The sequence below is a fragment of the Streptomyces xantholiticus genome, from assembly GCF_014651015.1.
GTDB classification, from domain to species: domain Bacteria; phylum Actinomycetota; class Actinomycetes; order Streptomycetales; family Streptomycetaceae; genus Streptomyces; species Streptomyces xantholiticus.
Genome location: NZ_BMWB01000005.1, coordinates 300,989 through 326,494 on the forward strand (window position 1 = coordinate 300,989; position 25,506 = coordinate 326,494).

Consider the following 25,506-nt stretch of genomic DNA (forward strand, 5'->3'; position numbering starts at 1 on the left):
CGGGCCGGCTCAGCCGTAACCGCGGGCCTGCTCAGCCGTAACTGCGGGCCGGCATGGGGCCGACCGCCGAGGCGACCGCTTCGGCGAGCGGCTCGATGTCGGCCTGCGTCAGGCCCGACACGGTCAGCCGGACGCCAGGGGGCGAGGACACACGGAAGCGGGCGCCCGGAGCCACAGCCCATCCCGCGTGCAGCAGTCGCGCCACCGCCCCCGTTTCGTCCCGGACCGGCACCCATACGTTCATTCCGCTGCGGCCACGGGACTCGACGCCCCGCCGCGCCAGGGCGTCCATGAGCGCGTCGCGCCGCGCCCCGTAGGAGCGGGCGACGACGAGGGGGTCGACAGCGCCCGAGGCCCACAGGTGAGCGCAGGTGTGCTGCAGCAGCCGGCTGACCCAGCCGGGGCCCAGACCGAGCCGACCCTGCACCCGGTCGACGGTGACGGTGTCGCCGGTCAGGACGGCGACCCGCAGATCCGGCCCGTACGCCTTGGCCGCGGAGCGCACGAACGCCCAGCTGTCGGTGACCCCGGCGAGGGGGTGCAGCGACTGGCCGACGATCGCGTGGCCGTGGTCGTCCTCGATGAGCAGGGTGCGCGGGAACCGTCCGAGCACGGCGCGCAACTGATCGGCCCTGCGGCGGCTCACCACCGCGCCGGTCGGGTTCTGCGCCCGGTCGGTGACGACGATCGCGCGGGCTCCGGCGGTCAGCGCGCGCTCCACCTCATCGGGCAGCGGTCCGTCGTCGTCGAGTCCCATGGGCAGTGGTTTGAGCCCCAGCGCCGAGACCAGGTCGAGCAGGCTTCCCCAGCCCGGGTCCTCGACGGCGACCGCGTCACCCGGCCGAAGATGCGCGGCGAGGACCCGTTCGATGGCGTCCAGGGCCCCGGACGTCGCGGCGAGCGGCCCGGCGGGGACCCCGTCGGCGTCCATGGCTGCGCGCGCGAGGCGTTCGAACTCGGCGTCCAGCGGGGCCCTTCCGTACAGTCCGGGCTCCTTCCCATGCCGCGCGGCCGCCACGGCGAGGGCCTCGTCCAGCGGCGGCAGGAGCGCGGCGTCGGGGTTGCCCTCGCCGAGGTCCCGTACACCTGGGGGCGCGTCGACCCGGAGGGACCCGCGCGCCGTACTGGCCGGACGGGAACGCACCCGGCTGCCCCTGCGTCCCGCCGTCTCGATCACCCCGCGCTCGCGCAGAGTGCGGTAGGCAGCTGCGACGGTGTTCGGGTTGACACCCAGCTCTGTCGCCAACTCCCGCATGGGCGGCAGAAGCCGGCCCGGCTCGAGCTCTCCTGATCCGACGGCCTGTTCGACACTCGCGGCGATCTCCGATGCACGCCGCCCGGTGATCCGATACTCTCCTAGCACAAAAGACATTATGCACTAGTGCAATGGAGGCGGCAATGTCCGAGACCATGGAAGCCCCGTACGAGCCGACCGGGCGGACGATTCCCACCCGCTCCCGCGAGCGCGCTTCCTACGACCGCGAACTGGTGCATTCGATACTCGACACCGCCTACGTCTGCCACCTCGGGTTCGTCCGCGACGGCGCGCCGGTCGTGCTGCCGACGCTTTTCGCCCGCGTGGGCGAGCGGCTGTACGTCCACGGGTCGACGGGATCGCGGCCCCTGCGGATGGCGGGCGAGGCGGACCCCGGGCTGCCCGTGTGCCTGACGGTGACGCATGTCGACGGTCTGGTGCTGGCGCGCTCCGCCTTCCACCACTCGATCAACTACCGCTCGGTGGTGGTCCACGGCACCGCCCGGCAGGTCACGGACCCCGAGGAGAAGCGAACGGCGCTCGACGCACTGGTCGACCACGCGATCCCCGGGCGCTCAGCGGACTCCCGCCGAGCGAACGCCAAGGAGCTGGCGGCAACGGCCGTGATCCGCCTCGATCTCGCGGAGGTCTCCGCCAAGACCCGCACCGGTGGCCCGAACGACGACCCGGCCGACCTGTCGCTCCCCTACTGGGCCGGCGTCGTCCCGGTGGCCTTCACGCCCGGCACGCCGGTACCGGCCGCCGACCTCTCCCCCGCCATCGCGGTTCCCGGCTACCTCTGAGCCTGCACGGTGCAGCCCGCCCCGCCCCGGACGGGGTGTCCGGGGCGGGGCGGGACGTCAGGCGGGTACGGGCAGCCGCCTCCTGGCCGCGGCTCCTCGCGCCTCCGCCGCCGCGAGCCCCGCGACGGCCGTGAGCAGCAGCAGCGTCCCGGCCACCGTGGCCGGCATCAGGCGGTCGTCCAGCAGCGTGACCGCCATGGCCGCGGCGCTCACCGGCTCGAGCAGCATGATCACCGAGACGGTCGCCGCCCGGACCACGGCCGCGCCCGCGAAGTAGAGCGCGTAGGCGAGCGCGGTGGGCACGGCCGCGACGTAGATGAGGAGCCCGAGGACCCGCACCGGGTCAGCCGTGTGCGGCAGCACGCCCTCCCCGATCGCCATCGGCAGCAGCCCCACGGACCCGATCGCGAACGCCCAGGCCGTCGTGGACAGCCAGTCCCGGCCGCCCCCCTCCCGGCCGAGCCACCTCGTCAGCAGCGTGATCGCCGCATACCCGGCGGCCGACAGCACCGCGAGCACGACGCCCAGGGGCCGCACCTCCCCGCCCTCGCCGCCGAGGACCAGCACACCGAGCCCGGCCAGTGCCCCGGCGACGGCCAGGATCCCGCCGCGGCCCAGCCGCTCCCCCATGGTCAGCCGTGCGCCGACGGCGATGAGTACGGGGCCGGTGCCCAGCGTCACCACGGTGCCGACGGCGAGGCCGGTCGCCTCGACGGCCGCGAAGTAGGCGCTCTGGAACAGGGTCAGACCGACGCCGGTGCCGACGATGCGGACGAGTCGGCGACGGTGTGGCTCGGCGGGGACAGCCGAACCGCTCCCCTGCCGGGCGCGCAGGGCAAGGACGGGGAGCAGGAGGAGCAGGCCTCCCACGCACCGCCAGAACGACAGCGCGAGCGGCCCCAGGTCGCTCGCCTCGAACACGAGGGACGCGGCGGCGCCGGCAGTCCCCCAAGCGAACCCGGCGAAGATCAGGCAGGTGAGCCCCCGCCCGACGGACATGCGGGCGGACGGCCCGGTGGGCATGCCGAGCGGCACACCGGCGGCCATGTCCGCGGGCACGCCGACAGCAGGAGTTGAAGAGGAATTCGACACGTGACTTCTCCGTAGGAAGAACGGAAGGATGATCGCTCGGATCGGTCACGCGGGCAGCACCGACCTGCTCAGGGACACCCCGAGCCCGGTCTCCGTGGAAGGACGTCCGCCCGCGCTAAGCGGCGGGCGGCGGAAGTACGGTCGAATGCATGATCGCCATCCTACGGTGCGCGGTTGCCGCCGGCCGACTCCCCCGCGGTGACGCCCTCACCGGCCGCAAGGGGCACGGCCTCCGGTCCGCCTGCCGCCAGGGGCACGGCTTCCGGTCCGCCTGCCGCCACCGGCCCGGACGGCGGCCTGGGCGCCTGCGACTGTGCGATGAACGCCCCGACGAGGACGACCGCGCCTCCGACGATCTGGGGCGCCGACAGGTGCTCGTCCAGGAGGATCCATGCCAGTACGGTCGCGATGACCGCCTCCAGACAGGCGACGACCCCGGCCACCTGCGGGGACAGCCGGCGCACGGAGACGACACCGGTGACGTACGCGAGCACGGTGGCGATCAGCACGATCCACCCCAGCAGCAGTCCGGCGGGCACGTTGGTGCCTCCCATGTCGGCGGCACCGGCCAGCAGCGACCGGTCCATGCCCCACGGGCGGGCCACCACCGTGAGCACCGCAGCACCGATGAGAAGCCCGTAAGCGGTGACGCCCAGGGGGTCGGGGGCGTCGTCACTGTCACCGCCCTGGTCGGACAGGACGAAATAACCCACCTGACAGCAAGCGGCTCCGAGGGCGAGCAGCAGTCCCAGCAGGTCGAAACTCAGCCCCGCCCACACCTCGACGACACAGGCGAGACCCGCGACGGCGAGGACAACCCCGGCGGCGGCAGCCCTGGTCACCGGGCGGCGCTGCACGAACCTGACCCAGCCGAGCACGAGCGCGGGGGCCAGGTACTCGATGAGCAGCGCGACCCCGACCGGAATGCGCGAGATCGCCGCGAAGTAACAGGCCTGCACACCGGCAACGGCGAGCAGACCGAACCCGGCAAGCAGCGCCGGCCGGCGCCGCAGGAGTCCATGGTGGCGCCAGGCCACCGGCAGCATCACGAGGGCGGCGCCCGCGACCCGCAGCCATACGACATGGAGCGGGTCGAGCCCCGCCTCGATCAGCGGCTTGGCCGCAACGCCCGATCCACCGAACGCGAAGGCCGACACCAGGGCGAGTCCCAGGCCGGCGCTCCTTCCCTGAGACGCCTGCATCGGCACATCATGTCAGCTCTGACAGCACCGTCACCACGGTGACACATGTCGAGACAGCCTCCGAGACGCGCGCCGAGCAGTGACGCGTCGACGCCCGCCTTCCGCAGCGCCTCGGCAGGCCGGCACCCCTGATCGGTCGCGACAGCGGCCGGCACGTCGATCACCTCGGCCCGGATCCTGCCGCGCAGCCGCGCCCCGGCCGACTGCGCCCACCACGGGCGGCCACGGCGGCAGGCGACCAGCCCGGCACATCGGGTACGGCGGTCACGGCCGAGGGCCGCCGCTCGGGACCGCCGCTCTCCCTGAGGACGGGCAGCGCGCCCGAGTCCTCGACACAGCCCTGCCAGGCGAGGCGGCTATCGTGCGCTGCACGAGGTGGCCGGGGACCGCGTGCGACCTCCCCGCGCCTGCAGCGGCCTCGGGGACTGCTCCATCAGCGAGCCCAGCAGCTGGGCGGTTCGATCTGCCGGTTCCCGTCGCGCAGCACCCTTCTGCGCACACCATCGACCACCGCGGCCAGCTCGACACCGAGTGCGGCTTCGACGTCCGGGCCGACGGGGGCTGGCAGCTGCCGGGGCAGCCGGCAGGCAGGGCTTTGCACGTCTCCTACCTCATCAGGGCGATCGTCCTCCTTACCGATGAGGCGGAGCGGACGCCCAGCACTGACGGATCGTCAGTATTGATTGTTCCAGCACTCACCGCTACGGTCCGCGGCACCGGAAGCCGATCTCAAGGGGTGATCGCATGGCCGAAGTCAGCGTGGAGGCACGCATTGAGGCACCGGCGGCGAAAGTCTGGGCGCAGCTCACCGACTTCGCCTCTTACAGCCGCTGGAACGCCACCCACACCAGCTTCCCGAAGGGCGGCCCCGAGCCACTGGAGACCGGCGCCACCTTCGCGGAGAACCTGAAGCTGATGGGCTTCCCGGCCGAAGTGACCTGGACGGTGGAGGAGTTGGAGGCGGAGCGGGTCCTCGCCATCAAGGGGAAGGGTCCGATGTCGGTCACGGTGGGCACCCGCTACACGCTCACACCGGCCGGCGGCGCAACGGATGTACGCATCGATGGGGAGTTCACCGGCGCAGCCGTGTCGCTGATGGCCGGGAAGCTCAAGGACTCGGCGACCGCGGCGCTCAACGAGTCACTGCGCAAGCTGGGCGGACTCGTCGCCTGACCCGCGCGGCGCGCACGCCGGAAGGGCCCCGCGTGACCACGGGGCCCCTCGTGCAGTTCGGCTCAGTGCTCGTCGGCGAGGATCAGATACAGCTTCTTCCGGGCCTCGTTGATGACGGCCACGGCTTTCCGCCGCTGCTCGGCGTCACCTGTCTTCCAGACCTGACCGAACGCCTCCATCAGGCCGAAGCCGGCCTGTCGGATCTCGTTGACCGTCTCCCAGTCGACGCCGCGCCCGGCCTCCTCCCAAGGAGCCTCCGGCCCCGACTCGGCCTCGGCACGACCGGTGTCGGTCAGCGTGAACAGCTTCTTGCCGCCCTCGCTCTCGGAGACGATCAGCCCCTCGTCCTCCAGCATCTGGAGGGTCGGGTAGACGGAGCCGGGGCTGGGCTTCCACGCCCCGCCGCTGCGCTCGCCGATCTCCTGGATCATCTCGTAACCGTGCATCGGGCGGTCCCTGAGCAGGGCCAGGATCGATGCGCGGACGTCGCCGCGCCGCGCCCTCCCCCGGCCTCCGCCGCGCCCGCGCCCGAAGGGTCCGCCGAACGGCGGCCCCCAGGGGCCGAAGGCGGCACGCCGGCCCTCGTACTCGCCGCGACCGTGATGGCCGGGCCCGCAGGGTCCATGACCACGGCCGTGCTCGTGTTCCGGCCCGTTTCCATATGAACGCATCTCTACGCTCCTTCCACCGTTGACCTGTCGCGATACTTCAACGATATATCGGTAACGGCCGAACGACAAGCGCCGGCCGGTCCAATGAACCGGAATTGGCCTTGGCCTGCTCCTTCGCCGGCGCCCTACGGTCACGGCATGCGGATCCGAATCGTCGACGCCTTCACCGACCGGCCCTTCGCCGGCAATCCCGCCGCGGTCCTCCTGCTGGACTCCGGCGGCTTTCCCGCCGACTCCTGGCTCCAGCAGGTGGCCACGGAGCTGAATCTCTCCGAGACCGCCTTCGCCCACCCGCTGCCCGCCGGTGGTGACGCGGACTGGGCGCTGCGCTGGTTCACCCCGGCCACCGAGGTCGACATGTGCGGGCACGCCACGCTGGCCACCGCCCACGTCCTGCACACCACGGGGACGGCCACGGGCACCGTTCGCTTCGCCGCGCGCTGCGGGACGCTCACCGCCACCGCGCACGAGGACGGCACGATCACCCTGGACTTCCCGACCGCTCCGCTGACGCAGGCCGAGATCCCGCACGGCATCGCGGAGGCGCTCGGTGCGAAGGTGCTGTCAGCCCACGACACCGGCCCCCACATCGGCGACCTCTTGGTGGAGCTGGCCGACGAAGAGTCCGTGCGCGGCCTGACCCCCGACTTCGCCGCTCTGGTGGAGCACTCCGAGCACGGCCTCATCGCGACCGCCGCCTCGGCGGACCCGCAGGCCGGCTACGACTTCGTCTCCCGCGGCTTCTTCCCCCGGGTCGGCATCGACGAGGACCCGGTCACCGGCAGCGCCCACACTGCGCTCGCCCCCTTCTGGACGGCCCGGCTCGGCCGCGACGAGCTGACCGGACTGCAGGCCTCGGCGCGCTCCGGCCTGGTCCGCACCGTGCTGCGCGGCGACCGGACTCTGCTGACCGGGTGCGCGGTGACGGTGATCGACGGCGAACTGCTCAGCGCCCCCTGACGCCGGCACGTTCGAGGGGGTGCACGGCGTCCGCCGTGCACCCTCGAACGTCGGGCCCCGCTGGGCCGGTGGCGCTCAGGCCGTGGGCAGCCAGCCCACCTTCCCGGCCAGCAGCCCGTAACCCACGAAAGCGACGATGTCGAGCAGTGCGTGCGCCGCCACCAGCGGTCCCACCCGGCCCCATCGCCGGTACAGCAGTACGAAGACCACACCCATCACCATGTTGCCGATGAACCCGCCGATGCCCTGGTAGAGGTGGTACCAGCCGCGCAGCACCGAGCTCGCGACCAGCGCCGCCGTCGGGGACCAGCCCAGCTGGTCGAGCCTGCGCAGCAGATATCCGACGACGATCACCTCCTCCACCACCGAGTTCTGAACGGCGGAGAGAACGAGCACCGGATACTTCCACCACACGTCGGGCAGCGACTCCGGCACCACGGTGAGGTTGAAGCCCGAGGCACGCGCCAGGAGGTAGAACGCCAGTCCCGCACTGCCGATACCGGCAGCGACCAGCGCACCCCTGCCGAGGTCCGGCCAGGGCCCGCTGCGGTCGAAACCGATGGCTGAGAGACCGGCCCGCTCACGGATCAGCAGATGCGCGACGAGCGCCACCGGCACCAGCGCCGTCGCGATCCCGAAGAGCTGCCAGGCGAGATCGAGCCACGGCCGCCCAGGCGCGAAGGACCCGTTGAGCGTCGCGGCCTGGTCCTTGAGCCCACCGGGCTTCGTCAGCGAGCCGATGAAGCTGATCAGCGCGGAGAAAGCGCTGGCTCCGAGCGACAGCGCCAGCACCAGCACCGTCTCCGAGCGCAGGATCCTGCGCGGCATCGCCTCCCCCGGGACGGGTCCGGCCATGTCTCCCCGCTCAGCCTGCACACCAGCCTCCAGTTGCTCCACCGCATGGACGTCACAGCTTGCCCGACGAACCTACGGCGAAGGCAGCCAGGTCCCGTCAGGACCCGGCCCCCGGGAAGCCGACCGGCCAGGCGTGCACGGGACGGCCCTCGCGCATCAGCTCGCAGTAACGGCGGGCCATGGCCGCCAGCGCCGCCTCCCGCCCGAGCCCCGCGTCAAGAGCACGGTGGTACGTGTCAGCCTGCCAGGAAGCGCCGTTCATCCGGCGGCGGCAGCGCCCCTCGATCACTCCCAGATACAGGTCGCGGTCGGCGGGCGCCACGTTCCACGCGTCGAGGCCCGCCGCGGCCAGTGGGAGCAACTCGTCACGGACGAGCTTGACGACGGGTACCTGCGTGACGCCGCCGCGCCCGGGGCGCGGCCACTGGAGTTCGGCGTCGATGCCGTGACGGCACGCGGTGCCGAAGTTCTCGCCCGCGGCGGCGAAGGACAGCCGCTTCCACACCGGACGGGCGTCCTCGGCGAGCGCCCGCACCAGGCCGTAGTAGAACGCCGCGTTGGCGATCACATCGGTCACCGTCGGCCCCGCGGGCAGCACGCGGTTCTCCACGCGCAGATGCGGGACGCCGTCGACGACGTCGTACACCGGGCGGTTCCAGCGGTAGATGGTGCCGTTGTGCAGGACCAGCTCCTTGAGCCGCGGCACTCCGCCGTCCTCGAGCACCCGCAGCGGGTCCTCGTCGTCGACGAAGGGCAGCAGCGGGGGGAAGTAGCGGATGTTCTCCTCGAACAGCTCGTACGCGGAGTCGACCCATCGCTCGCCGAACCAGGTCCGCGGCCGCACTCCCTGCGCCTGCAGCTCCGGCGGGCGAGTGTCGGTGGCCTGCTGGAAGAGCGGGGGGCGCGACTCGCGCCACAGCTCCTTGCCGAAGAGGAACGGGGAGTTGGCGCCGAGGGCTACCTGCACCGCGGCGACCGTCTGTGCGGCGTTCCACACGTCGGCGAACCGGCCGGGGGTGACCTGGAGGTGCAACTGCACCGAGGTGCAGGCCGCTTCCGGCGTGATCGACGCCGATGTGCACGTCAGCCGCTCCACTCCCTCGATGTCGAGGGTGAAGTCCTCGCCCCGCGCCGCCACGATCTGGTCGTTGAGCAGCATGTAGCGGTCGACCTCGGAGATGTTGGCGGAGACCAGGTCCTTCTGGGCGAGCGTCGGCAGAATTCCGATCATCACGATCCCCGCGCCGACCTCCTGCGCCTTTCTGTCGGCATATCCGAGGCCGGTGTGCAGCTCCTCCGCCAGTTGATCGAGCACCCGGCCGCCCAAACGGTGCGGAACGATGTTCACTTCGAGATTGAACATTCCGAGCTCGGTCTGGAAATCGGGGCTCGCGATGCGGGAGAGAACTTCGGCATTCATCATCCGCGGCATGCCGTCCTGGCCGGCCAGATTCAGCTCTATCTCGAGCCCCATCAGATTCTTGGGCCGGTCGAACCTCTTCTCGTCCAGCAGCCGCCCCAGGCCCGCCAGGCACTGCTGCAGCTTCCGTCGGTACCGTTGCCGATCGGACAGGTCGAACCCGCCTGCCTCGACCTTCTCCCCCATCGAAGGGTCCCTCCTCGAGTGGGCACCACGCAGCGGGAACCGCTCACGTCACGGACGATAATGCCCAGCCTCATTGATCCATAACGTCTGCGCGCGCGGTCTGCGCCCGGTAGGCTGGAGACAGCACCCTCCAGGCACATTCCGCAGGCATGACGCCGCAGGCATTTTCCGCTTCAGAGAGCCACGAAAAACACCGCCCCGATTCGGCCTACCGCACCGGATAAGAAACCGCAGGCCGCAGCCCCGGAGGTATCGGAAAGCCGCTGAAGAACCGCACAGAACGGGCCGATTTCCGCCTTGCCTGAAATACCCGCGACGGGTAGCGGAAACATTACGTGAACACGTGTCGTATAAACTCCGCGAGGGCAGAGAGATGGCATCCGGTGTCTTCCGGCCGCTCGCCGCCCCACACGCAGACAGTGCCGTCCGCACCTTCACGCTTCACCGTGTCTCCTGAGTGAGAGGCGACCCATCATGCCGCTGCATGTCCTCCCTGCCCCCGCGCCTGCCTTGCGCAGCGTTCTCGCAGCACTCGGCTCCCCCACGGCCGTGGCCGAGTCGCGTACCCCTGCTCTGCGGTCCGTCCAGGGACCGCTGAGCGCCGAACTGCCGCTGCCGGTCCATGTGCTGGACCAGATCGTGCCGAACGGCACAGCTCCGCTCACCCGGCTCACCGGCTGGCGCTTCCTGATCCGCAACGGCGACCGCGCCGTGGCCGCCGCGGACACGATGCTCACGCCGGACGGCTGGGCCTTCTCCCATTTCTTCGAAGGCCCCTACCTGGACTCGACCCAACGCGCCCTGCGCCAGGCGGAGTCGTTGGGAACGTCCTTCCAGCCACGTCTGCTGTCCGTGCCCGAGCTCTACATGCTCACCCTCTGGCTGCACGGGGATCCCGACGCCGACGCCGCCGCCGGCACGCTCCAGCCGACCGACGTCCTGGTGCCGCTGGCTCCCGCACCGCCGGGTATCGCGGCCCATCTGCCGCACCGGGTCGCCGAGCTGCTGCCCGTCATGACCCTGCGGCTGGCACCGGCTCCGCTGCTCGACTCGCCGGCCGCCTGACGGCCACCGCCCACAGGAGAACACCCCTACGCCCCGCGACCCGTCGGTCGCGGGGCGTACTGGTGAGCCGTTGATGACCCGTTGTGACTAGCCCGCCCGGGCCACTTCGAACCACCCGAAAGGACAGCCCTGTTGGGCTGAACCGTCCGGGCGGGTGATACGTCATCAATCAGTAGGAAGAGCTGCCGTGAAATCCCTGCGGAGCGACGCCCGTAGGGGAACACTGGGGAACCGGACTACAGATACGGGGGGCGGCCATGAACACCTCATCGAGCCGCACGACACTCACCACATCGCAGCGAAAGAACCCATCCATGTGCCAGCACCAGCCAGCCTGTCCCACCGCCGACTCCGCCGACCGTGAGGCGGCGCGCCTCGTGGCCCACCACCCGGAACAGGGCTGGAGCCTGCTGTGCAACGGCGTCCTTCTCTTCGAGGACACCGGCGAACTGCTGCCCGACGGACAGATCATCGCCCCGCGCCGATCGCGTGACGCGGGCCCGCTGATGACGGCCGCCTAGGAGCCGTCCGCACCACAACGCGCAAGACGAAGGGGCCGGCCCGGAGAGTCCTCTCCGCACCGGCCCCGACTCATCGGTCCTGCAGCCCGTCTCAGTTGTCGTAGTCCTCCAGCGGCGGGCAGGAGCACACGAGATTACGGTCGCCGAACGCTCCGTCGATACGGCGCACCGGCGGCCAGTATTTGTCGGCGGCGTTCACCCCGGCCGGGAAGACCGCCTCCTCACGGCTGTAGCCGTGGTCCCACTCGCCACCGAGCGCGGCCGCCGTGTGCGGGGCGTTGCGCAGCGGGTTGTCGTCCGCGGACCACTCGCCGGACGCGACCTTCTCGATCTCGCCGCGGATCGCGATCATCGTGTCGCAGAACCGGTCGAGCTCGGCCAGGTCCTCGCTCTCGGTGGGTTCGATCATCAGCGTGCCGGCCACCGGGAAGGACATGGTCGGCGCGTGGAAGCCGTAGTCGATCAGGCGCTTGGCGATGTCGTCGACGCTGACACCGGTCGCCTTCGACAGCGGCCGCAGATCGACGATGCACTCGTGGGCGACCAGACCGGCCGGGCCGGTGTAGAGCACCGGGTAGTGCGGCTCGAGGCGCTTGGCGATGTAGTTGGCGGCGAGCACGGCGACCTGGGTGGCGCGCTTGAGGCCCTCGCCGCCCATCAGGCGCACATACGCCCAGGAGATCGGCAGGATGCCCGCCGAGCCCCACGGCGCCGCGGAGATCGGTCCGACGCCCGTCTCCGGGCCCGCCGTCGGCTGCAGCGGGTGGTTCGGCAGGTAGGGCGCGAGGTGGGCGCGCACTCCGACCGGGCCGACGCCGGGGCCACCGCCGCCGTGCGGGATGCAGAACGTCTTGTGCAGGTTCAAGTGCGAGACGTCGCCGCCGAACCGGCCCGGCTTGGCGAGGCCGACCAGGGCATTGAGGTTGGCACCGTCGACGTACACCTGGCCGCCGGCGTCGTGCACCTGGGCGCAGATGTCGGCGACGTGCTCCTCGAAGACGCCGTGCGTCGACGGGTAGGTGATCATCAGCACGGACAGTTCGTCGCGGTACTGCTCGATCTTGGCGCGCAGGTCCTCGACGTCGATCTCGCCGTCGTCGGCGGTCTTGACGACCACGACCTTCATGCCCGCCATCACGGCGCTCGCGGCGTTGGTGCCGTGCGCGGACGACGGGATGAGGCAGACGGTGCGCTGGTCGTGGCCGTTGGCCCGGTGGTAGGCGCGGACAGCGAGCAGACCGGCCAGCTCCCCCTGCGAGCCGGCGTTCGGCTGGATGGAGACCCTGTCGTAGCCGGTGACCTCGGCGAGCCGCTCCTCGAGCTCCTGGATCAGCGTCAGATAGCCCTGCGCCTGCTCGACCGGGGCGAAGGGATGGATCTGGCCGAACTCCGGCCAGGTCACCGGCTCCATCTCGGTGGTCGCGTTCAGCTTCATGGTGCAGGAGCCGAGCGGGATCATGCCGCGGTCCAGCGCGTAGTCGCGGTCGGCGAGCCGACGCAGGTAGCGCAGCATCGCGGTCTCCGACCGGTGCTGGTGGAACACGGGGTGCGTGAGGTAATCGTCGTCGCGCAGCAGGGTCTCGGGCAGCGCCTCGACGCCGGCCGCGTCCAGGGCCTCGATGTCGCCCTCGACACGGAAGGCGGCCCAGACGGCCTGCAACTGGACCCGGCCGGTGGTTTCGTCACAGGCGACGGAGACATGGTCGGCGTCGACGAGGCGCAGGTTGACGCGGCCCTCCCGGGCGGCGGCGACGACCTCGGCGGCCTTGCCCGGCACCCGGGCGGTCACGGTGTCGAAGTACGAGCCGTGCACGACCTCGACGCCGCCGGCCCGCAGGCCCTCGGCGAGGATCGCGGCGTAGCGGTGGGTGCGCCGGGCGATGGCGCGCAGCCCGTCGGGGCCGTGGTAGACCGCGTACATGCCCGCCATCACGGCGAGCAGCACCTGCGCGGTGCAGATGTTGCTCGTGGCCTTCTCCCGGCGGATGTGCTGTTCACGGGTCTGCAGCGCCAGCCGGTAGGCCTTGTTTCCGTCCGCGTCGACGGAGACGCCGACCAGGCGACCGGGCAGGCTGCGGGCAAACTTCTCCCGCACGGCCATGTAGCCGGCGTGCGGTCCGCCGAAGCCCATCGGGACGCCGAAGCGCTGGGTGGTGCCGACCGCGATGTCCGCGCCGAGCTCGCCGGGTGAAGTGAGCAGCGTCAGGGCCAGCAGGTCGGCGGCGACGGTGACGATCGCCCCGAGCTCGTGCGCCCGCTCGATGACCGGCTTGAGGTCCCGTACGGCACCGGAGGCGCCCGGGTACTGCAGCAGCACACCGAACACGCCGCGCTCGGCGATCTCGGCGGGGATGCCGTCGCTCAGGTCGGCGGTGACGACCTCGACGCCGGTGGGCTCGGCGCGGGTCTCGATCACGGCGACGGTCTGCGGCAGCGCGTCGGCGTCCACCAGGAAGACGCCGTCCTTGACCTTGCCGACCCGACGGGCCAGCGACATGGCCTCCGCGGCCGCGGTGCCCTCGTCGAGGAGCGAAGCCCCGGAAGTGGGCAGCCCGGTCAGGTCGGCCACGACGGTCTGGAAGTTCAGCAGCGCCTCGAGCCGGCCTTGGGAGATCTCGGGCTGGTACGGCGTGTACGCGGTGTACCAGGCCGGGTTCTCCATGACATTGCGCAGGATGACCGGCGGGGTGAAGGTCCCGTAGTAGCCCAGGCCGATCATGGGTGCGAGCACCTGGTTGCGGTCCGCCAGCGTGCGCAGCTCCGCGAGCACGTCGGCCTCGGTGCGGGCGTCGGGGAGGTCGAGGGCCTCGGCGCTCTTGATCACGTCCGGTACTGCGGCGGCGGTGAGCTCGTCGAGCGATCCGTAACCCACTTGGGCGAGCATCTTGGCCTGGGCACCGGCGTCGGGCCCGATGTGCCGCTGCTCGAACGGGATCCCCTGCTCCAGCTGGGAGAGCGGAATGCGGTTGGCGGTCATGGTGGGAGGCCTCCTGGTCGTCACGACCTGCGAGGGGCATCACGGCGCGGATGCCCGGACGGCCTCCCCCTCTGTCATCTCGACCTGAGAGCTTCACCGGGTCGTCGCACAGCGACGTCCCGGCTTTCCCCGTCGGTGAGAGCGGATGCCGTCCGACGCCCGCCCTGCTTTCCAGAGTGACCTCGTCCGTGCGGTACAGGTGCCTGAGAGATTCCGGGGAGGATTTGCTCCTTCGGCGCCTCCGGACTTCTCTCCGGAGGACTCTCCCGCACAGGGTCAGCAGCCGTTTGCCAGCGTACCAGCGCGGCCCGCGCGCGATCGCTCGAGTGGCCGACACCCAGGATGTGGACTTTTGTAGTCCTTGGGGAGCAGTTGCGACCAATTGGAGGGACCGTGCAGACCGACATCGATCCGCGCAGCCTGATCGGCCGCAAGGCGTTCGACCGCAATGGCACCAAGATCGGGACCGTTGACGAGGTGTATCTGGACGACGCCACGGGAGTGCCCGAATGGGCCGCCGTGCGCACCGGCCTGTTCAGCCGGGACGCGTTCGTACCGCTCGAGCCGAGCGAGCTCGTCGACAACACCTTGCGCGTCCCGTACGAACGTGCGCTGATCAAGGACGCTCCCGACTTCGGAGTGGGCCGCCATCTCTCACCCGAGCAGGAACTCCAGCTCTACCACCACTACGGCCTCGACCTCTCCGGCCCTCCCTCCACCCCTGCCCCTGCCTCCGGAGACCGGTCCCTGGGCCGCGTCGCGGGCCAGGAGGACTGACCCCGCCACCGCGTCCACCCCGTCCCTGCCACGGCCCCAGGCCCGTGGCAGGGACGTTCGCACCCGGCAACGAAGCAGCGCCCGTTCCGTCCCACCCGTCCCGGGTGCGAACGGGCCTGCTCGTCCGACGGCCCGGCAGCACTTGCTGCACCGGCCGCGCTGAGCTAGCTGTACTGCCCGAACACCCGGGCAGGCCCGGCCACTCCCACCGGGCCGGAAGGCCCGGCTCCTGCCGGGGGCGGCCCATCCGCCCCCGGCAGGCCCGAAGGTCTCGCCGGGGCGGCCACCGGCCGCGCAGCGGTGGGCCCGGGGCCCACCGGCTCTACGGCGGACTTCGACGACTCCCCATGGCCGGGCCCCTCAAGCCGGCCGTCCTCGGGCGACTCGGCCGGATCGGCAGAGGCCGGCGCGAGCAGCGGTAGCGGGTCCGCGGCCTGAAGATCCTCGTCGTCCACGCTGAACGTCCGCACCCTTCCCGGGGGTGACCACGGCTCCTCGAAGCGCACCGTGACCCGGCCGACGCCGCTGCCCTGCACCCAGCCGGGCCCGTACCGCGCGTGACGCACGTCCTGCCCTGCGGCCCAGCGCCGCTCCGCCGGCTCGGGACGTGCGGGCTCACCCGGCTCGGGGGCGGCGGCACCGGACGCCACTTCGGCCGTGGCCGGCTCCGGCGCCTCGGCCGCTGCGCCCGCAGCGGCCTGGGCGAAGAGGTCCTCCTGCGTGTAGTCCGTGAGTCCGGTGACGCCGACGCCGAGCAGCCGCACACCGCCGGTGGTGTCCACGGCCTCCAGCAGTCTTCCGGCGGCCTCCCGCACCACCGCGGGATCGTCCGTCGGCCCGCGCAGCGTTTCCGAGCGCGTCAGCGTCGAGAAGTCGTAGCGCCGTACTTTGAGCACGATCGTCCGGCCGGAGTGCCCGCTCGCCCTCAGGCGCTGCACACACCGCTCCGCGAGCCGCTCCACCTCGATCCGCACCCGCACCCGGTCGTGCAGGTCCACGTCGAAGGTGTCCTCCACGGACACCGACTTCGCGTCCCGCTCGGCGACCACCGGGCGGTCGTCGTGTCCCAGCGCCATCCGGAACAGTGACCCCCCGTGCGCCCGGCCGAGCAGCCGTACGAGCTCGTCCTCGCCGGCCTCGGCGAGGTCGGCGACCGTGGTCATGCCGGCCCGGCGCAGGTGCTCTCCGGTGGCGGGCCCCACACCGGGCAGGGTGCGGACCGGCATCGGGCCGAGCAGCTCACGCTCCGTGCCGGGCTCGATCAGGACCAGACCGTCCGGCTTGGCCTGCTCGGAGGCGATCTTGGCGAGCATCTTGGAGCCCGCCAGCCCCACCGACCCGGTCAGGCCCGTGGCCGCTCGTATGTCGGCGCGCAGCCGCTCACCGGTCGCGCGGGCGGTCGGCGTGTCATGGGCGGCTCCGCCCGCCTCCAGGTCGATGAAGGCCTCGTCGAGGCTGAGCGGCTCCACCAGCGGCGAGAGCTGCCCGAGGAGCGCCATGACCTGCTCGCTCACCGAGCGGTAGAGAGAGAAGCGCGGCACGAGGTACGCCGCGTTCGGTGCGAGCCGCCGGGCCTGGGCCATCGGCATGGCCGAGTGCACGCCGAAACGCCTGGCCTCGTAGGACGCGGTGGCCACCACACCTCGCGGACCGAGTCCGCCGACGACCACCGGCTTCCCGCGCAGCGACGGCTTCGCCGCCTGCTCGGCGGCGGCGAAGAAGGCATCCATGTCGAGATGCAGGATCGTCGGCGCGGTTCTCACATCTCCGATGCTCCCGCACACCACTGACAACCGGGAGCGCCGAGCGTCGTCAGACGGCCCGGTCGCGTCTGCGTCTGGCCAGTTCGTCGGCGGGGTTGTGGCCGACCAGGGTCTCGCCCGTGTCGATCCGCTCGCCGTGCAGCTGCGAGAGCGCCGTCTCGACATCCCGCCACACGACGCCGACGGCGATACCGAACACTCCCTGGCCCCCCTGGAGCAGGCCGACCACCTCGTCGGGCGAGGAGCATTCGTAGACCGTCGCGCCGTCGCTCATCAGCGTCATCCGCTCGAGGTCCCTGAAGCCGCGGGCCCGCAGGTGCTGGACGGCCGCGCGGATGTTCTGCAGCGCCACGCCGGTGTCCAGGAAACGCTTGACGATCTTGAGCACGACCACGTCGCGGAAGCTGTACAGCCGCTGGGTGCCGGAGCCGTACGCCGAGCGGACACTCGGCTCCACCAGACCGGTGCGCGCCCAGTAGTCGAGCTGCCGGTACGTGATGCCGGCGGCCGCGCACGCGGTCGGTCCCCGGTAGCCGATGGTGTCGGTGGAGGGCACGGCCGCACTGTCCCGCAGTGGATACGGCCCGCTTTCCACCGGACCGGGTCCGGGACCGCCCCCAACCGTACTGTCGCCGCTGCTTCTCACGCCGACCTCCGTCCTTGACCTGCCACCTCGAAGGTAGGGAGTCACCAGGGGTGCGTCAACGATCGCCACACTCGGCACGCCGAGTGATAATCACCCTGAGAGTGGTTTCTCGTGCCCCGATCCGGGGAAAGGCTACTCGAATGCGCCGACGGGGGACGGTCGAGCGCGCCGCGCCCCGGTCACCGCAACCGCCACTGCTCCGGGGCGCTCACTGGTTGCTCGAACCGAAGTCCTCCGGCGAGATCTGGTCGAGGAACTCGCGGAACTTCTCCACCTCGTCCTCCTGCTCGTCCGGGATGGCGATACCGGCGTCGTCCAGCACTCCGTCACTGCCATAGATCGGTGTACCTGTGCGCAGGGCCAGTGCTATCGCGTCGGACGGCCTGGCACTCACCTCGACCCCGCTGGCGAAGACCAGCTCCGCGTAGAAGACGCCTTCACGCAGGTCGGTGATGCGGACCTGGGTGAGCTCCTGGCCCACCGCCTCCAGCACGTCCTTGAACAGGTCGTGGGTCAGCGGCCTGGCCGGTGCCATGCCCTGCTGCGCGAAGGCGATGGCTGTCGCCTCCCCCGGACCGATCCAGATGGGGAGGTACCGATCGCCTCCCACTTCACGCAGGAGCACGATCGGTTGGTTCGAGGGCATTTCGACCCGGACACCCACAACGTCGAGCTCGTTCACACAGCAACCCTAGGACGTGCGCGACCGGTTTGGGTAGTCGGGTTGGTCCAAGATCAGGAAAGCCGCACGCCGAGAGCCGTCTGCACCAGCGCCGCATGCAGCCTCACGGACAGTGCCAGCAGCTCTTTGACGGTCGCCTCGGCATGCGCTCTGGTCTGGGGATTACGGTGCCGGCGCAGGGGTGCGACGATCTGTTCCACCAGCCCGGCCTCGCGCTCCGCCGACGCCTTCATGGCGCGAAGATGCCGCGGCTCAAGACCGAATCTCCCGAGGTCGGCGACGAGCCGGGCGACGGTGACCGCCTCGGCCTCGTAGGCGCCGTTCTCGTCCGGCACCAGCAGTCCGTACGACTCCCACTCGGCGAGCTGCTCCTCAGGGACCTCGGCGGCGGCCAGCAGGGCGCCACGGCCGATGCGGCCCGCGGTCGGGCGCTCGGCCTCCGGCTCCCAGCCGGCGTCGAAGACGTCCCGCTGCGTGCCCTGCGCGGGCAGCTGGACGCTCTCGCCCCGCTCCAGGGCGTCCAGCTGGTCCCGGATGACCTTCAGGGGAAGGTAGTGGTCACGCTGCATCCGCAGCACGAGCGCGAGCCGCTCGACGTCCTGTGGACTGAACTTGCGGTACCCCGAGGGCGTACGGCTCGGTTCGACCAGCCCCTCGGCCTCCAGGAAGCGGATCTTGGAGATCGTCACTTCGGGAAACTCTTCGCGCAGGTGCCCGAGCACCGCGCCGATGCTCATCGGGCGGTCACCCGCGGCGGCGGCACCGCGACCGGCACCGCCCGTCGGTGTTCGCAGCATGTACCTTCCCTGGGGTCCCCCCGGACGGAGTCCGGGGGCGGGTCACACGCCCCGCTGGCTCGCGTAGAAGACCAGCCGGTACTTGCCGATCTGGACCTCGTCGCCGTTGGCCAGGACCACGGAGTCGATCCGTTCACGGTTCACATACGTGCCGTTGAGGCTGCCGACGTCGGAGACGGTGAAACCACCGTCCGCACCCCGGCGGAACTCCACGTGCCGCCGGGACACCGTGACGTCGTCGAGGAAGATGTCGCTCTGCGGGTGGCGGCCGGCCGTGGTCAGCTCGCCGTCCAGCAGGAAGCGGCTCCCCGAGTTGGGCCCGCGGCGGACCACCAGCAGTGCCGAGCCGAGCGGCAGGGCCTCGACAGCGGCCTGGGCCTCCGGCGAGAGCGAGGGAACGGCGCTCTGCCCCGTCGCCTCTGAGTCGTAGGCCTCGATACCGGAGATCGAGATGGTCGACGTCGTCTCCGCCGCGCGCTCGGCCGGAGCGCCGCCCCGCAGCGGCGCACCGCAGTTGGAGCAGAACCGGCCGGCCTCGGTGTTCCGGTGGCCGCACCTCGTACAAACCGGCAAACCCGCCATGGACGGATCCTCCTGCCGCGGCTGGCCCGCGTGGGGATTGGTCGCATACGGGTCGGGGGCAAACCCTCCACCCGTACTTGAGGCTGATGGTTCCCCGAAACCTATGCCTCCGGCACCGGCAGGGTCAACAGACGACGCGCCCTGTCCGCCCGAATTGTCACCACCGGGGACCTGGTCCCGGAACAGCGGGCGCTCGCCCCCCTGGTCCTCGCTCTGGCCATGACGCGGCGCGCGATGCCGGGCGTTGCCGTCCTCGCGTGCACTTTTGCCGAACCACTTCGCAAACAACTTCACGGGCGTTTCCCCTTGACCGAAATAGACCCGCCCGTGGGGCAGGACGAACCCTCAACCAACACACCTGCCGACCCGGACACCCTCACAACGTCCGTATCCACCGGACAGTTTCCACCACGCACCACGAGTGAGGCGCGTCGACCCCCTGCAAACGCCTGCCCTGGTCCGGCAGTATCCATGTGCGCCCGCTTCACTGCGGTGACGACCGAGCGTAGTCAGGCCGCTCCGCCGGTCGCAAGGCATCGACAACGATCTCCTCGGAACGCTCCACGGCGGCCGTGGCCTGCTCCTTCTCCAAGGTCTGCACCACACCGCCGGGGATGTTCAGCGCCGGCTCCAAGTCCTGTGGCTCACCGATGACCTTGAACGTGTACGGCGCGGTGATCCGCTTGCCGTCCACCTCGATGTCACCGGCGCTTCCCGAGAAGAAGGTGCTCGCGACGACCCGGATGCCGTTGACCTGGATCGCCTCCGCACCGGCTGCGCGCAGCTCCTGGATCGTGTCGAGGAGCATGTCCGACTCGACGGTCTTCGCCGGGTCCTGGATCGTCAGCGTGATGCCCGGTCCTTCCGCCGCGACCGTGCCGGCCAGAATCCCGAGCTGCTGCTCCTTCTGCAGCGTCTGCTTCCGCGCCTCTTCGGCCTGGTCGGAGCTGTTCTCGAGCTCGGTGCGCTGGTCCTCGAGGCGCTGCTTCTCGTCCTCGAGCCGCTGCGTGCGGTTGTCGAGCTCGTCGAGGATACGGACCAGGTCCTCCTGGCGGGCGCCGCGCAGCGCGCTCTCGTCACTGTTGGAACGCACCTGGATCGCCAGACCCAGTCCCAGGACGAACAGCAGTACCGCGACGATCAGTTGGGCACGGGTCACCCGCGGCGGCCAGAGCGCCGCGGCCAGCCGCCGGCGGCCGCTCCGGGGCGCGGCCCCGGAGCCGCCGGGTTCCTGCGAGTCGGATTCCTGCGGGCCGTCATGCGCGGGCGGCTGCGCCTGCGGCAGGGGCTGCGACAGCCGCGGCCGCCGCGCCTCGTCCTTCGGGTTCTCTTCGCTGTTCATGGAGTCACGCCCGGAAGACATGCCTGCGGATGGCCGCGGCGTTGGAGAAGATCCGGATGCCGAGGACGACGACGACTCCGGTGGACAGCTGGGCACCTACACCCAGCTTGTCGCCCAGGAACACGATCAGCGCGGCCACCACCACGTTCGACAGGAAGGACACGACGAAGACCTTGTCGACGAAGATCCCGTCGAGCATGGCCCGCAGACCGCCGAACACGGCGTCGAGCGCGGCGACCACCGCGATCGGAAGATAGGGCTCGACCACCGCCGGCACCTCGGGACGGACCAACAGGCCGACCACGACTCCCACGACGAGGCCCAGTACGGCGATCACGATGTGCCCTTCTCTGTTTCGGCCGTCCCCGGTCCGGGGCCCTGCCCGACGTCGGCGGTCTTCGGCTCTGCTGTTCGTACGATCAGGCTCGGGGCCGCGGGCAGACGCACCGTCTCCTCGTCGGAGATGCTGGTACGGATCCCGAAGTCCTCCTTCAGGATCTGCAGATACTGCCCGTCGGCGCTCTCCTGGAAGGCGCTGCGCAGCTTGCTGCCGTCCCCCACCGCCAGCACCGTGTACGGCGGCACCAGCGGCCTGTTGTCGACCAGTATGGCGTCGCCCGCCGCACGGATCGCCGACAGGGCGGTCAGCCGCTGCCCGTTGATCGCGATCGCCTCCGCGCCGGACTCCCAGAGCCCGTTGACGACCCGCTGCATGTCCCGGTCCCGTACCCGGCCGGTGTCCGAGAAGCCGCTGCTCTCCCGGGGACCGCCACCGCCCTGGTCGGTGTCCTTGGCATCGTCCACGACGAGCTTCACTCCGGGCCCCTGCACGTCGGTGGCTCCGGCCAGCAGGGAGACGGTCGCGCTCTGATCGCCGCCCTCCGTGTTGAGGGCCTTGCGCTGCCGCTCCTCGACGTCCTTCCGAAGGGCCTCGACGTCCTGCTCCAGAGCATCGGCGCTCTGGGTCTGCGCCTGGACGCGGTCGATGAGCTCTTCGCGTTCCTTCGCGAGCACGGGCGCCGAGATCTGCGCCTCTGCGGCTCCGAGCGTGACGACGGCGGCTGCCAGCACCAGCCCGGCGGCGAGCCCCAGCTTGGCGCGCAGTGTGCGGGGAAGCCCGCCGCCCTCGGCCCGACGGGCCGATGCCTCGGCATAACCGTCGTCGAGGCTGTGCTCCATGACATTGGTCAGCAGCGACATGGACGCATCAGGGCGCGCGGGCGGAGAGCCTGTGCTCCGAACGGGGGGCTGCTGCGACATGCCGCACATCGTCGCATGTCGCAGCCGCTACCGCCGAATGGCCCCACCGGTGTGCCGTGAGGCGCCCGCGGGCGTCTCACGGCACACCGGGTCAGGGGTCAGTGACCTGCGCTGTCCACGACCGACGACCATTCGTCGAGCAGCGCCTGCGCCGAAGCGTCGTCGGGCCCTTCCGCCCACAGATGAGTGACGGCCTCCGACGGGTCCGGCAGCACCATCACCCAACGGCCGTCCGCCTCGACCACCCGCACACCGTCCGTGGTGTCCACGTGCCGGTCCCCCGCGGCCTCGACCACGCGTCGCATCACGAGCCCCTTCACGGCCCACGGCGTTGCGAGATCCCGCCTGAGCACATGCGCCCGCGGGATCCGGGCGTCGATCTGGCTCAGCGTGAGCTGCGTACGGGCGACCAGGCCGACGAGCCGTACGAACGCGGCCGTACCGTCGAAGACACTGCTGAACTCGGGCACGATGAAGCCGCCCCGGCCGTCACCGCCGAAGATCGTGGTCTCTTCCCGGCCCACCCTGGTCAGGTCGTCGGGCGACGTGGTCGTCCACTCCACCTGGGTGCCGTGGTACGCGGCCACCTGCTCGGCGATCCTCGTCGTCGTCACCGGCAGCGCCACACTGCCGCTGCGTCGTTCGGCGGCGACCAGGTCGAGCAGCACCAGCAGCGCACGGTCGTCCTCCACGATCCGCCCGCGCTCGTCGACGAGGGACAGTCGTTCGCCGACCGGGTCGAATCGCACGCCGAAGGCCGCACGCGCGGATGCGACGATCTCCCCGAGCCGGACCAGGCCGGACCGCCTGGTGTCGGCGGATTCCGTCGGCCGCGACTCGTCGAGGCCGGGGTTGATCGTCAGGGAGTCGACCCCGAGACGGCCGAGAAGGCTCGGCAGCACAAGGCCGGCGCTGCCGTTGGACGCGTCGATCACGACCTTCAGTCCCGACTCGGCGATGCCGGTGGTGTCCACGTTCCGCAGGAGGGAGCCCGTATAGGAGTCGAAGACGCTGGACGGGAAGTGCAGGTCGCCGATCTCGCCCGGGAACGCCCGCCGGTACTCCTGACGCGCGTACACCCGGTCCAGCTTCCGCTGGCCGCCCTGCGAGAGGTCCGCCCCCCGTTCGTCGAAGAACATGATGTCCACGGAGTCGGGCACACCCGGTGACGTACGGATCATGATGCCGCCCGCGCTTCCCCGGGCCGTCTGCTGACGGGCCACGGGCAACGGCACGTTCTCCAGGTCGCGTACGTCGATGGCACTGGCCTGCAGTGCCGAGATCACCGCCCGCTTCAGTGCACGCGCACCACGGGAGTGGTCGCGTGCCGTGGTGACCGTGGCGCCCTTCTTCAGGGTAGTGGCGTACGCGCCGGCCAGGCGCACCACGACCTCCGGGGTGATCTCCACGTTCAGGATGCCGGAGACGCCCCTGGTGCCGAAGAGATGCGCCTGGCCCCGGGACTCCCAGATCACCGACGTGTTGACGAATGCGCCGGCCTCGACGGTCTTGAACGGGTAGACCCGCACATTGCCCTGGACAATCGATTCTTCTCCGACCAGGCACTCGTCACCGATGACGGCGCCGTCCTCGATGCGCGCGGCCCGCATGATGTCGGTGTTCTTGCCGATGACGCAGCCGCGGAGGTTGCTCTGAGGACCGATGTAGACGTTGTCGTGGACCACCGCCTTGTGGAGGAAGGCGCCGCTCTTGACGACCACATTGGATCCGACGACCGTGTGTTCACGGATCTCCGCGCCCGCTTCCACCTTTGCGTAGTCACCGATGTAGACCGGGCCCCGCAGCACGGCGTCCGGATGGACCTCCGCACCTTCCGCGACCCACACTCCGGGCGAGATCTCGAAGCCGTCGAGTTCGACGTCCACCTTCCGTTCCAGGACGTCGGCCTGGGCCTTCACATAACTCTCGTGCGTACCGACGTCCTCCCAGTAGCCCTCGGCGACATAGCCGTAGATCGGCTTGCCTTCCTTCATGAGCTGCGGAAACACATCACCTGACCAGTCCACCGGCACATCGGCCTCGACGTAGTCGAAGACCTCGGGCTCCATGACGTAGATGCCCGTGTTCACGGTGTCGGAGAAGACCTGGCCCCAGGTCGGCTTCTCGAGGAAACGCTCGACCTTTCCTTCCTCGTCGACGATCGTGATACCGAATTCGAGTGGATTCGGTACGCGTGTGAGGCAGACGGTGACCAGCGCGCCTTTCTCCTTGTGGAAGGAGATGAGGTCGGTCAGGTCGAAATCGGTGAGCGCATCACCGGAAATCACGAGGAAGGCGTCGTCCTTGAGTGCCTCCTCAGCGTTCTTCACACTGCCGGCGGTTCCGAGCGGCTTCTCCTCGTTGGCGTAGGTGAGCTCCATCCCGAGCTCTTCGCCGTCGCCGAAGTAGTTCTTCACGAGCGAGGCAAGAAATTGCACGGTTACGACGGTCTCGGTGAGCCCGTGCCGCTTGAGCAGCCTCAGCACATGCTCCATGATCGGCCGGTTTACCACCGGCAGAAGCGGCTTGGGCATGCTCGAGGTCATGGGGCGAAGGCGGGTTCCTTCGCCGCCAGCCATCACGACGGCCTTCATGTCGGAAGCGTCCTCCTTGAAGAGACGACGGTCAGCCGACTTCACCCGTCCAAAGTGACCGTTGGTGACATGTGGTGACACGCGCGGCCGGCGACACTGCGCGATACCACACCGACGAGGTCAATCGGCCATTGTGTCCGCCTTGACGAGACGGCGGACCTGGACCACATACAGGATCCCTGCCCACCAATAGAGAGTTGTACCCCATCCCGCGAACGCCCATCCGAAAATCGCCGCGAGTGACGCAAGCCACCCCGTTCCGTCACTCAGGAGCAGCAAGGGGAAGGCGTACATCAGGTTGAAGGTGGCGGCCTTGCCCAGGAAGTTCACCTGCGGCGGAGGATAGCCGTGGCGGCGGAGGATTCCCACCATGACCAGCAACATCAGTTCGCGGGCCAATAGCGCGGCGGTCAACCAGAGCGGCAGAATCTCCCGCCAGGTCAGTCCGACGAGGGTGGAGAGGATGTAGAGACGGTCCGCCGCCGGGTCGAGGATGCGGCCCAGGCTGCTGATCTGGTTCCATCGGCGGGCTAGTTTGCCGTCGAGATAGTCACTGACGCCGCTCAGCATCAGAACCAGCAAAGCCCAGCCGTCGCTCTTGGGGCCGCCGAACTCGGGGCGGAGAATCAGCCACAGGAAGAGCGGCACGCCGACAAGACGCGCCATGCTGAGGATGTTGGGGATGGTGAGTACCCGGTCCGTCTGAACGCGGGTCTCCTGGACCTCCACCCGGGGGCCTCCTGTGGGGAAACGTGCCTACGATGCCTCCGTACCCTACCTGCACCTTGTGTCGGCTTGCGAAGGGGGTACCGGGGGCTGAACGCAGGAAAGCCCCGGAACGGTGTTCCGGGGCTTTCCCACAATGATTGTTCGGCGGCGTCCT

At 70.4% G+C, this 25,506-nt stretch carries 24 protein-coding genes and 1 riboswitch; of the genes, 6 read left to right on the top strand and 18 right to left on the bottom strand.

Annotated elements, in window-relative coordinates:
• Window positions 1–31 precede the first annotated feature (31 nt).
• Window positions 32–1,363, bottom strand: coding sequence for an aminotransferase class I/II-fold pyridoxal phosphate-dependent enzyme (locus IE198_RS11930; protein WP_189885585.1), 1,332 nt, complete (start codon window positions 1,361–1,363; stop codon window positions 32–34).
• Between the two features lie 23 nt (window positions 1,364–1,386).
• Here IE198_RS11930 and IE198_RS11935 point away from each other — a divergent pair, with 23 nt between their 5' ends.
• Window positions 1,387–2,058, top strand: a complete 672-nt coding sequence (locus IE198_RS11935) for a pyridoxamine 5'-phosphate oxidase family protein (protein ID WP_189885588.1) — start codon at window positions 1,387–1,389, stop codon at window positions 2,056–2,058.
• Between the two features lie 57 nt (window positions 2,059–2,115).
• On the opposite strand, the gene IE198_RS11940 is transcribed toward IE198_RS11935, so the two are convergent.
• The 3 genes from IE198_RS11940 to IE198_RS11950 form a co-directional block, all read right to left on the bottom strand.
• Complete coding sequence (locus IE198_RS11940; protein WP_308426802.1) at window positions 2,116–3,057, bottom strand: DMT family transporter; 942 nt, start codon at window positions 3,055–3,057, stop codon at window positions 2,116–2,118.
• A gap of 254 nt (window positions 3,058–3,311) precedes the next feature.
• Window positions 3,312–4,352 carry an EamA family transporter gene (locus IE198_RS11945; protein WP_189885590.1) on the bottom strand — a complete coding sequence of 347 codons (1,041 nt, stop codon included), beginning with the start codon at window positions 4,350–4,352 and terminating at the stop codon, window positions 3,312–3,314.
• Window positions 4,353–4,785: 433 nt separating this feature from the next.
• Entirely contained in the window at window positions 4,786–4,953 is a 168-nt protein-coding gene (locus IE198_RS11950; RefSeq protein ID WP_189885592.1) for a hypothetical protein, read from the bottom strand.
• 143 nt (window positions 4,954–5,096) lie between these two features.
• Here IE198_RS11950 and IE198_RS11955 point away from each other — a divergent pair, with 143 nt between their 5' ends.
• Window positions 5,097–5,525, top strand: a complete 429-nt coding sequence (locus IE198_RS11955; RefSeq protein ID WP_189885594.1) for a type II toxin-antitoxin system Rv0910 family toxin — start codon at window positions 5,097–5,099, stop codon at window positions 5,523–5,525.
• A 62-nt stretch (window positions 5,526–5,587) separates the two neighbouring features.
• On the opposite strand, the gene IE198_RS11960 is transcribed toward IE198_RS11955, so the two are convergent.
• A complete protein-coding gene (locus IE198_RS11960; protein ID WP_189885596.1) occupies window positions 5,588–6,196 on the bottom strand; it encodes a PadR family transcriptional regulator in 609 nt (202 codons plus the stop codon).
• Between the two features lie 138 nt (window positions 6,197–6,334).
• Here IE198_RS11960 and IE198_RS11965 point away from each other — a divergent pair, with 138 nt between their 5' ends.
• On the top strand, window positions 6,335–7,156 hold the full coding sequence (locus IE198_RS11965) for a PhzF family phenazine biosynthesis protein (RefSeq protein ID WP_189885598.1): 822 nt from the start codon (window positions 6,335–6,337) through the stop codon (window positions 7,154–7,156).
• A gap of 75 nt (window positions 7,157–7,231) precedes the next feature.
• Here IE198_RS11965 and IE198_RS11970 read toward each other — a convergent pair whose 3' ends face one another.
• Window positions 7,232–8,011, bottom strand: coding sequence for a CPBP family intramembrane glutamic endopeptidase (locus IE198_RS11970; protein WP_189885600.1), 780 nt, complete (start codon window positions 8,009–8,011; stop codon window positions 7,232–7,234).
• Window positions 8,012–8,108: 97 nt separating this feature from the next.
• Complete coding sequence (locus IE198_RS11975; protein WP_189885602.1) at window positions 8,109–9,617, bottom strand: glutamate-cysteine ligase family protein; 1,509 nt, start codon at window positions 9,615–9,617, stop codon at window positions 8,109–8,111.
• A 474-nt stretch (window positions 9,618–10,091) separates the two neighbouring features.
• Between IE198_RS11975 and IE198_RS11980 the strand changes: the two genes are divergently transcribed.
• The gene (locus tag IE198_RS11980) at window positions 10,092–10,682 is read left to right on the top strand and encodes a hypothetical protein (RefSeq protein WP_189885604.1); all 591 of its coding nucleotides are present in this window, start codon (window positions 10,092–10,094) and stop codon (window positions 10,680–10,682) included.
• Window positions 10,683–10,996: 314 nt separating this feature from the next.
• Window positions 10,997–11,203: a DUF5999 family protein gene (locus tag IE198_RS11985; RefSeq protein WP_308426801.1), complete on the top strand. Its 207-nt coding sequence runs from the start codon at window positions 10,997–10,999 to the stop codon at window positions 11,201–11,203.
• Window positions 11,204–11,294: 91 nt separating this feature from the next.
• On the opposite strand, the gene gcvP is transcribed toward IE198_RS11985, so the two are convergent.
• Window positions 11,295–14,180, bottom strand: coding sequence for an aminomethyl-transferring glycine dehydrogenase (gene gcvP, locus IE198_RS11990; RefSeq protein ID WP_189885606.1), 2,886 nt, complete (start codon window positions 14,178–14,180; stop codon window positions 11,295–11,297).
• A gap of 181 nt (window positions 14,181–14,361) precedes the next feature.
• Window positions 14,362–14,459: riboswitch (glycine riboswitch) on the bottom strand.
• A gap of 102 nt (window positions 14,460–14,561) precedes the next feature.
• On the opposite strand from gcvP, the gene IE198_RS11995 reads away from it, so the two are divergent.
• Entirely contained in the window at window positions 14,562–14,957 is a 396-nt protein-coding gene (locus tag IE198_RS11995; protein ID WP_100110986.1) for a PRC-barrel domain-containing protein, read from the top strand.
• A 164-nt stretch (window positions 14,958–15,121) separates the two neighbouring features.
• On the opposite strand, the gene IE198_RS12000 is transcribed toward IE198_RS11995, so the two are convergent.
• The 10 genes from IE198_RS12000 to clsA form a co-directional block, all read right to left on the bottom strand.
• Window positions 15,122–16,720: a DNA polymerase IV gene (locus IE198_RS12000; protein WP_189885608.1), complete on the bottom strand. Its 1,599-nt coding sequence runs from the start codon at window positions 16,718–16,720 to the stop codon at window positions 15,122–15,124.
• 49 nt (window positions 16,721–16,769) lie between these two features.
• The gene (locus tag IE198_RS12005; protein WP_229833845.1) at window positions 16,770–17,315 is read right to left on the bottom strand and encodes a MerR family transcriptional regulator; all 546 of its coding nucleotides are present in this window, start codon (window positions 17,313–17,315) and stop codon (window positions 16,770–16,772) included.
• A 259-nt stretch (window positions 17,316–17,574) separates the two neighbouring features.
• Complete coding sequence (locus IE198_RS12010) at window positions 17,575–18,048, bottom strand: bifunctional nuclease family protein (RefSeq protein ID WP_005320145.1); 474 nt, start codon at window positions 18,046–18,048, stop codon at window positions 17,575–17,577.
• Between the two features lie 53 nt (window positions 18,049–18,101).
• Window positions 18,102–18,845, bottom strand: a complete 744-nt coding sequence (gene ftsR, locus IE198_RS12015; protein ID WP_189885612.1) for a transcriptional regulator FtsR — start codon at window positions 18,843–18,845, stop codon at window positions 18,102–18,104.
• 42 nt (window positions 18,846–18,887) lie between these two features.
• Window positions 18,888–19,763: an FHA domain-containing protein gene (locus IE198_RS12020; RefSeq protein ID WP_229833854.1), complete on the bottom strand. Its 876-nt coding sequence runs from the start codon at window positions 19,761–19,763 to the stop codon at window positions 18,888–18,890.
• Window positions 19,764–19,911: 148 nt separating this feature from the next.
• On the bottom strand, window positions 19,912–20,769 hold the full coding sequence (locus tag IE198_RS12025) for a DUF881 domain-containing protein (RefSeq protein WP_189885614.1): 858 nt from the start codon (window positions 20,767–20,769) through the stop codon (window positions 19,912–19,914).
• 4 nt (window positions 20,770–20,773) lie between these two features.
• A complete protein-coding gene (locus IE198_RS12030) occupies window positions 20,774–21,106 on the bottom strand; it encodes a small basic family protein (protein ID WP_003970459.1) in 333 nt (110 codons plus the stop codon).
• The gene (locus tag IE198_RS12035) at window positions 21,103–22,029 is read right to left on the bottom strand and encodes a DUF881 domain-containing protein (RefSeq protein WP_189885616.1); all 927 of its coding nucleotides are present in this window, start codon (window positions 22,027–22,029) and stop codon (window positions 21,103–21,105) included. Before IE198_RS12035 ends, IE198_RS12030 begins: the two co-directional genes overlap by 4 nt.
• A gap of 98 nt (window positions 22,030–22,127) precedes the next feature.
• Window positions 22,128–24,623, bottom strand: a complete 2,496-nt coding sequence (locus IE198_RS12040) for a mannose-1-phosphate guanyltransferase (protein ID WP_189885618.1) — start codon at window positions 24,621–24,623, stop codon at window positions 22,128–22,130.
• Between the two features lie 120 nt (window positions 24,624–24,743).
• Complete coding sequence (gene clsA, locus IE198_RS12045) at window positions 24,744–25,352, bottom strand: cardiolipin synthase ClsA (protein WP_100106128.1); 609 nt, start codon at window positions 25,350–25,352, stop codon at window positions 24,744–24,746.
• Window positions 25,353–25,506: the final 154 nt, after the last annotated feature.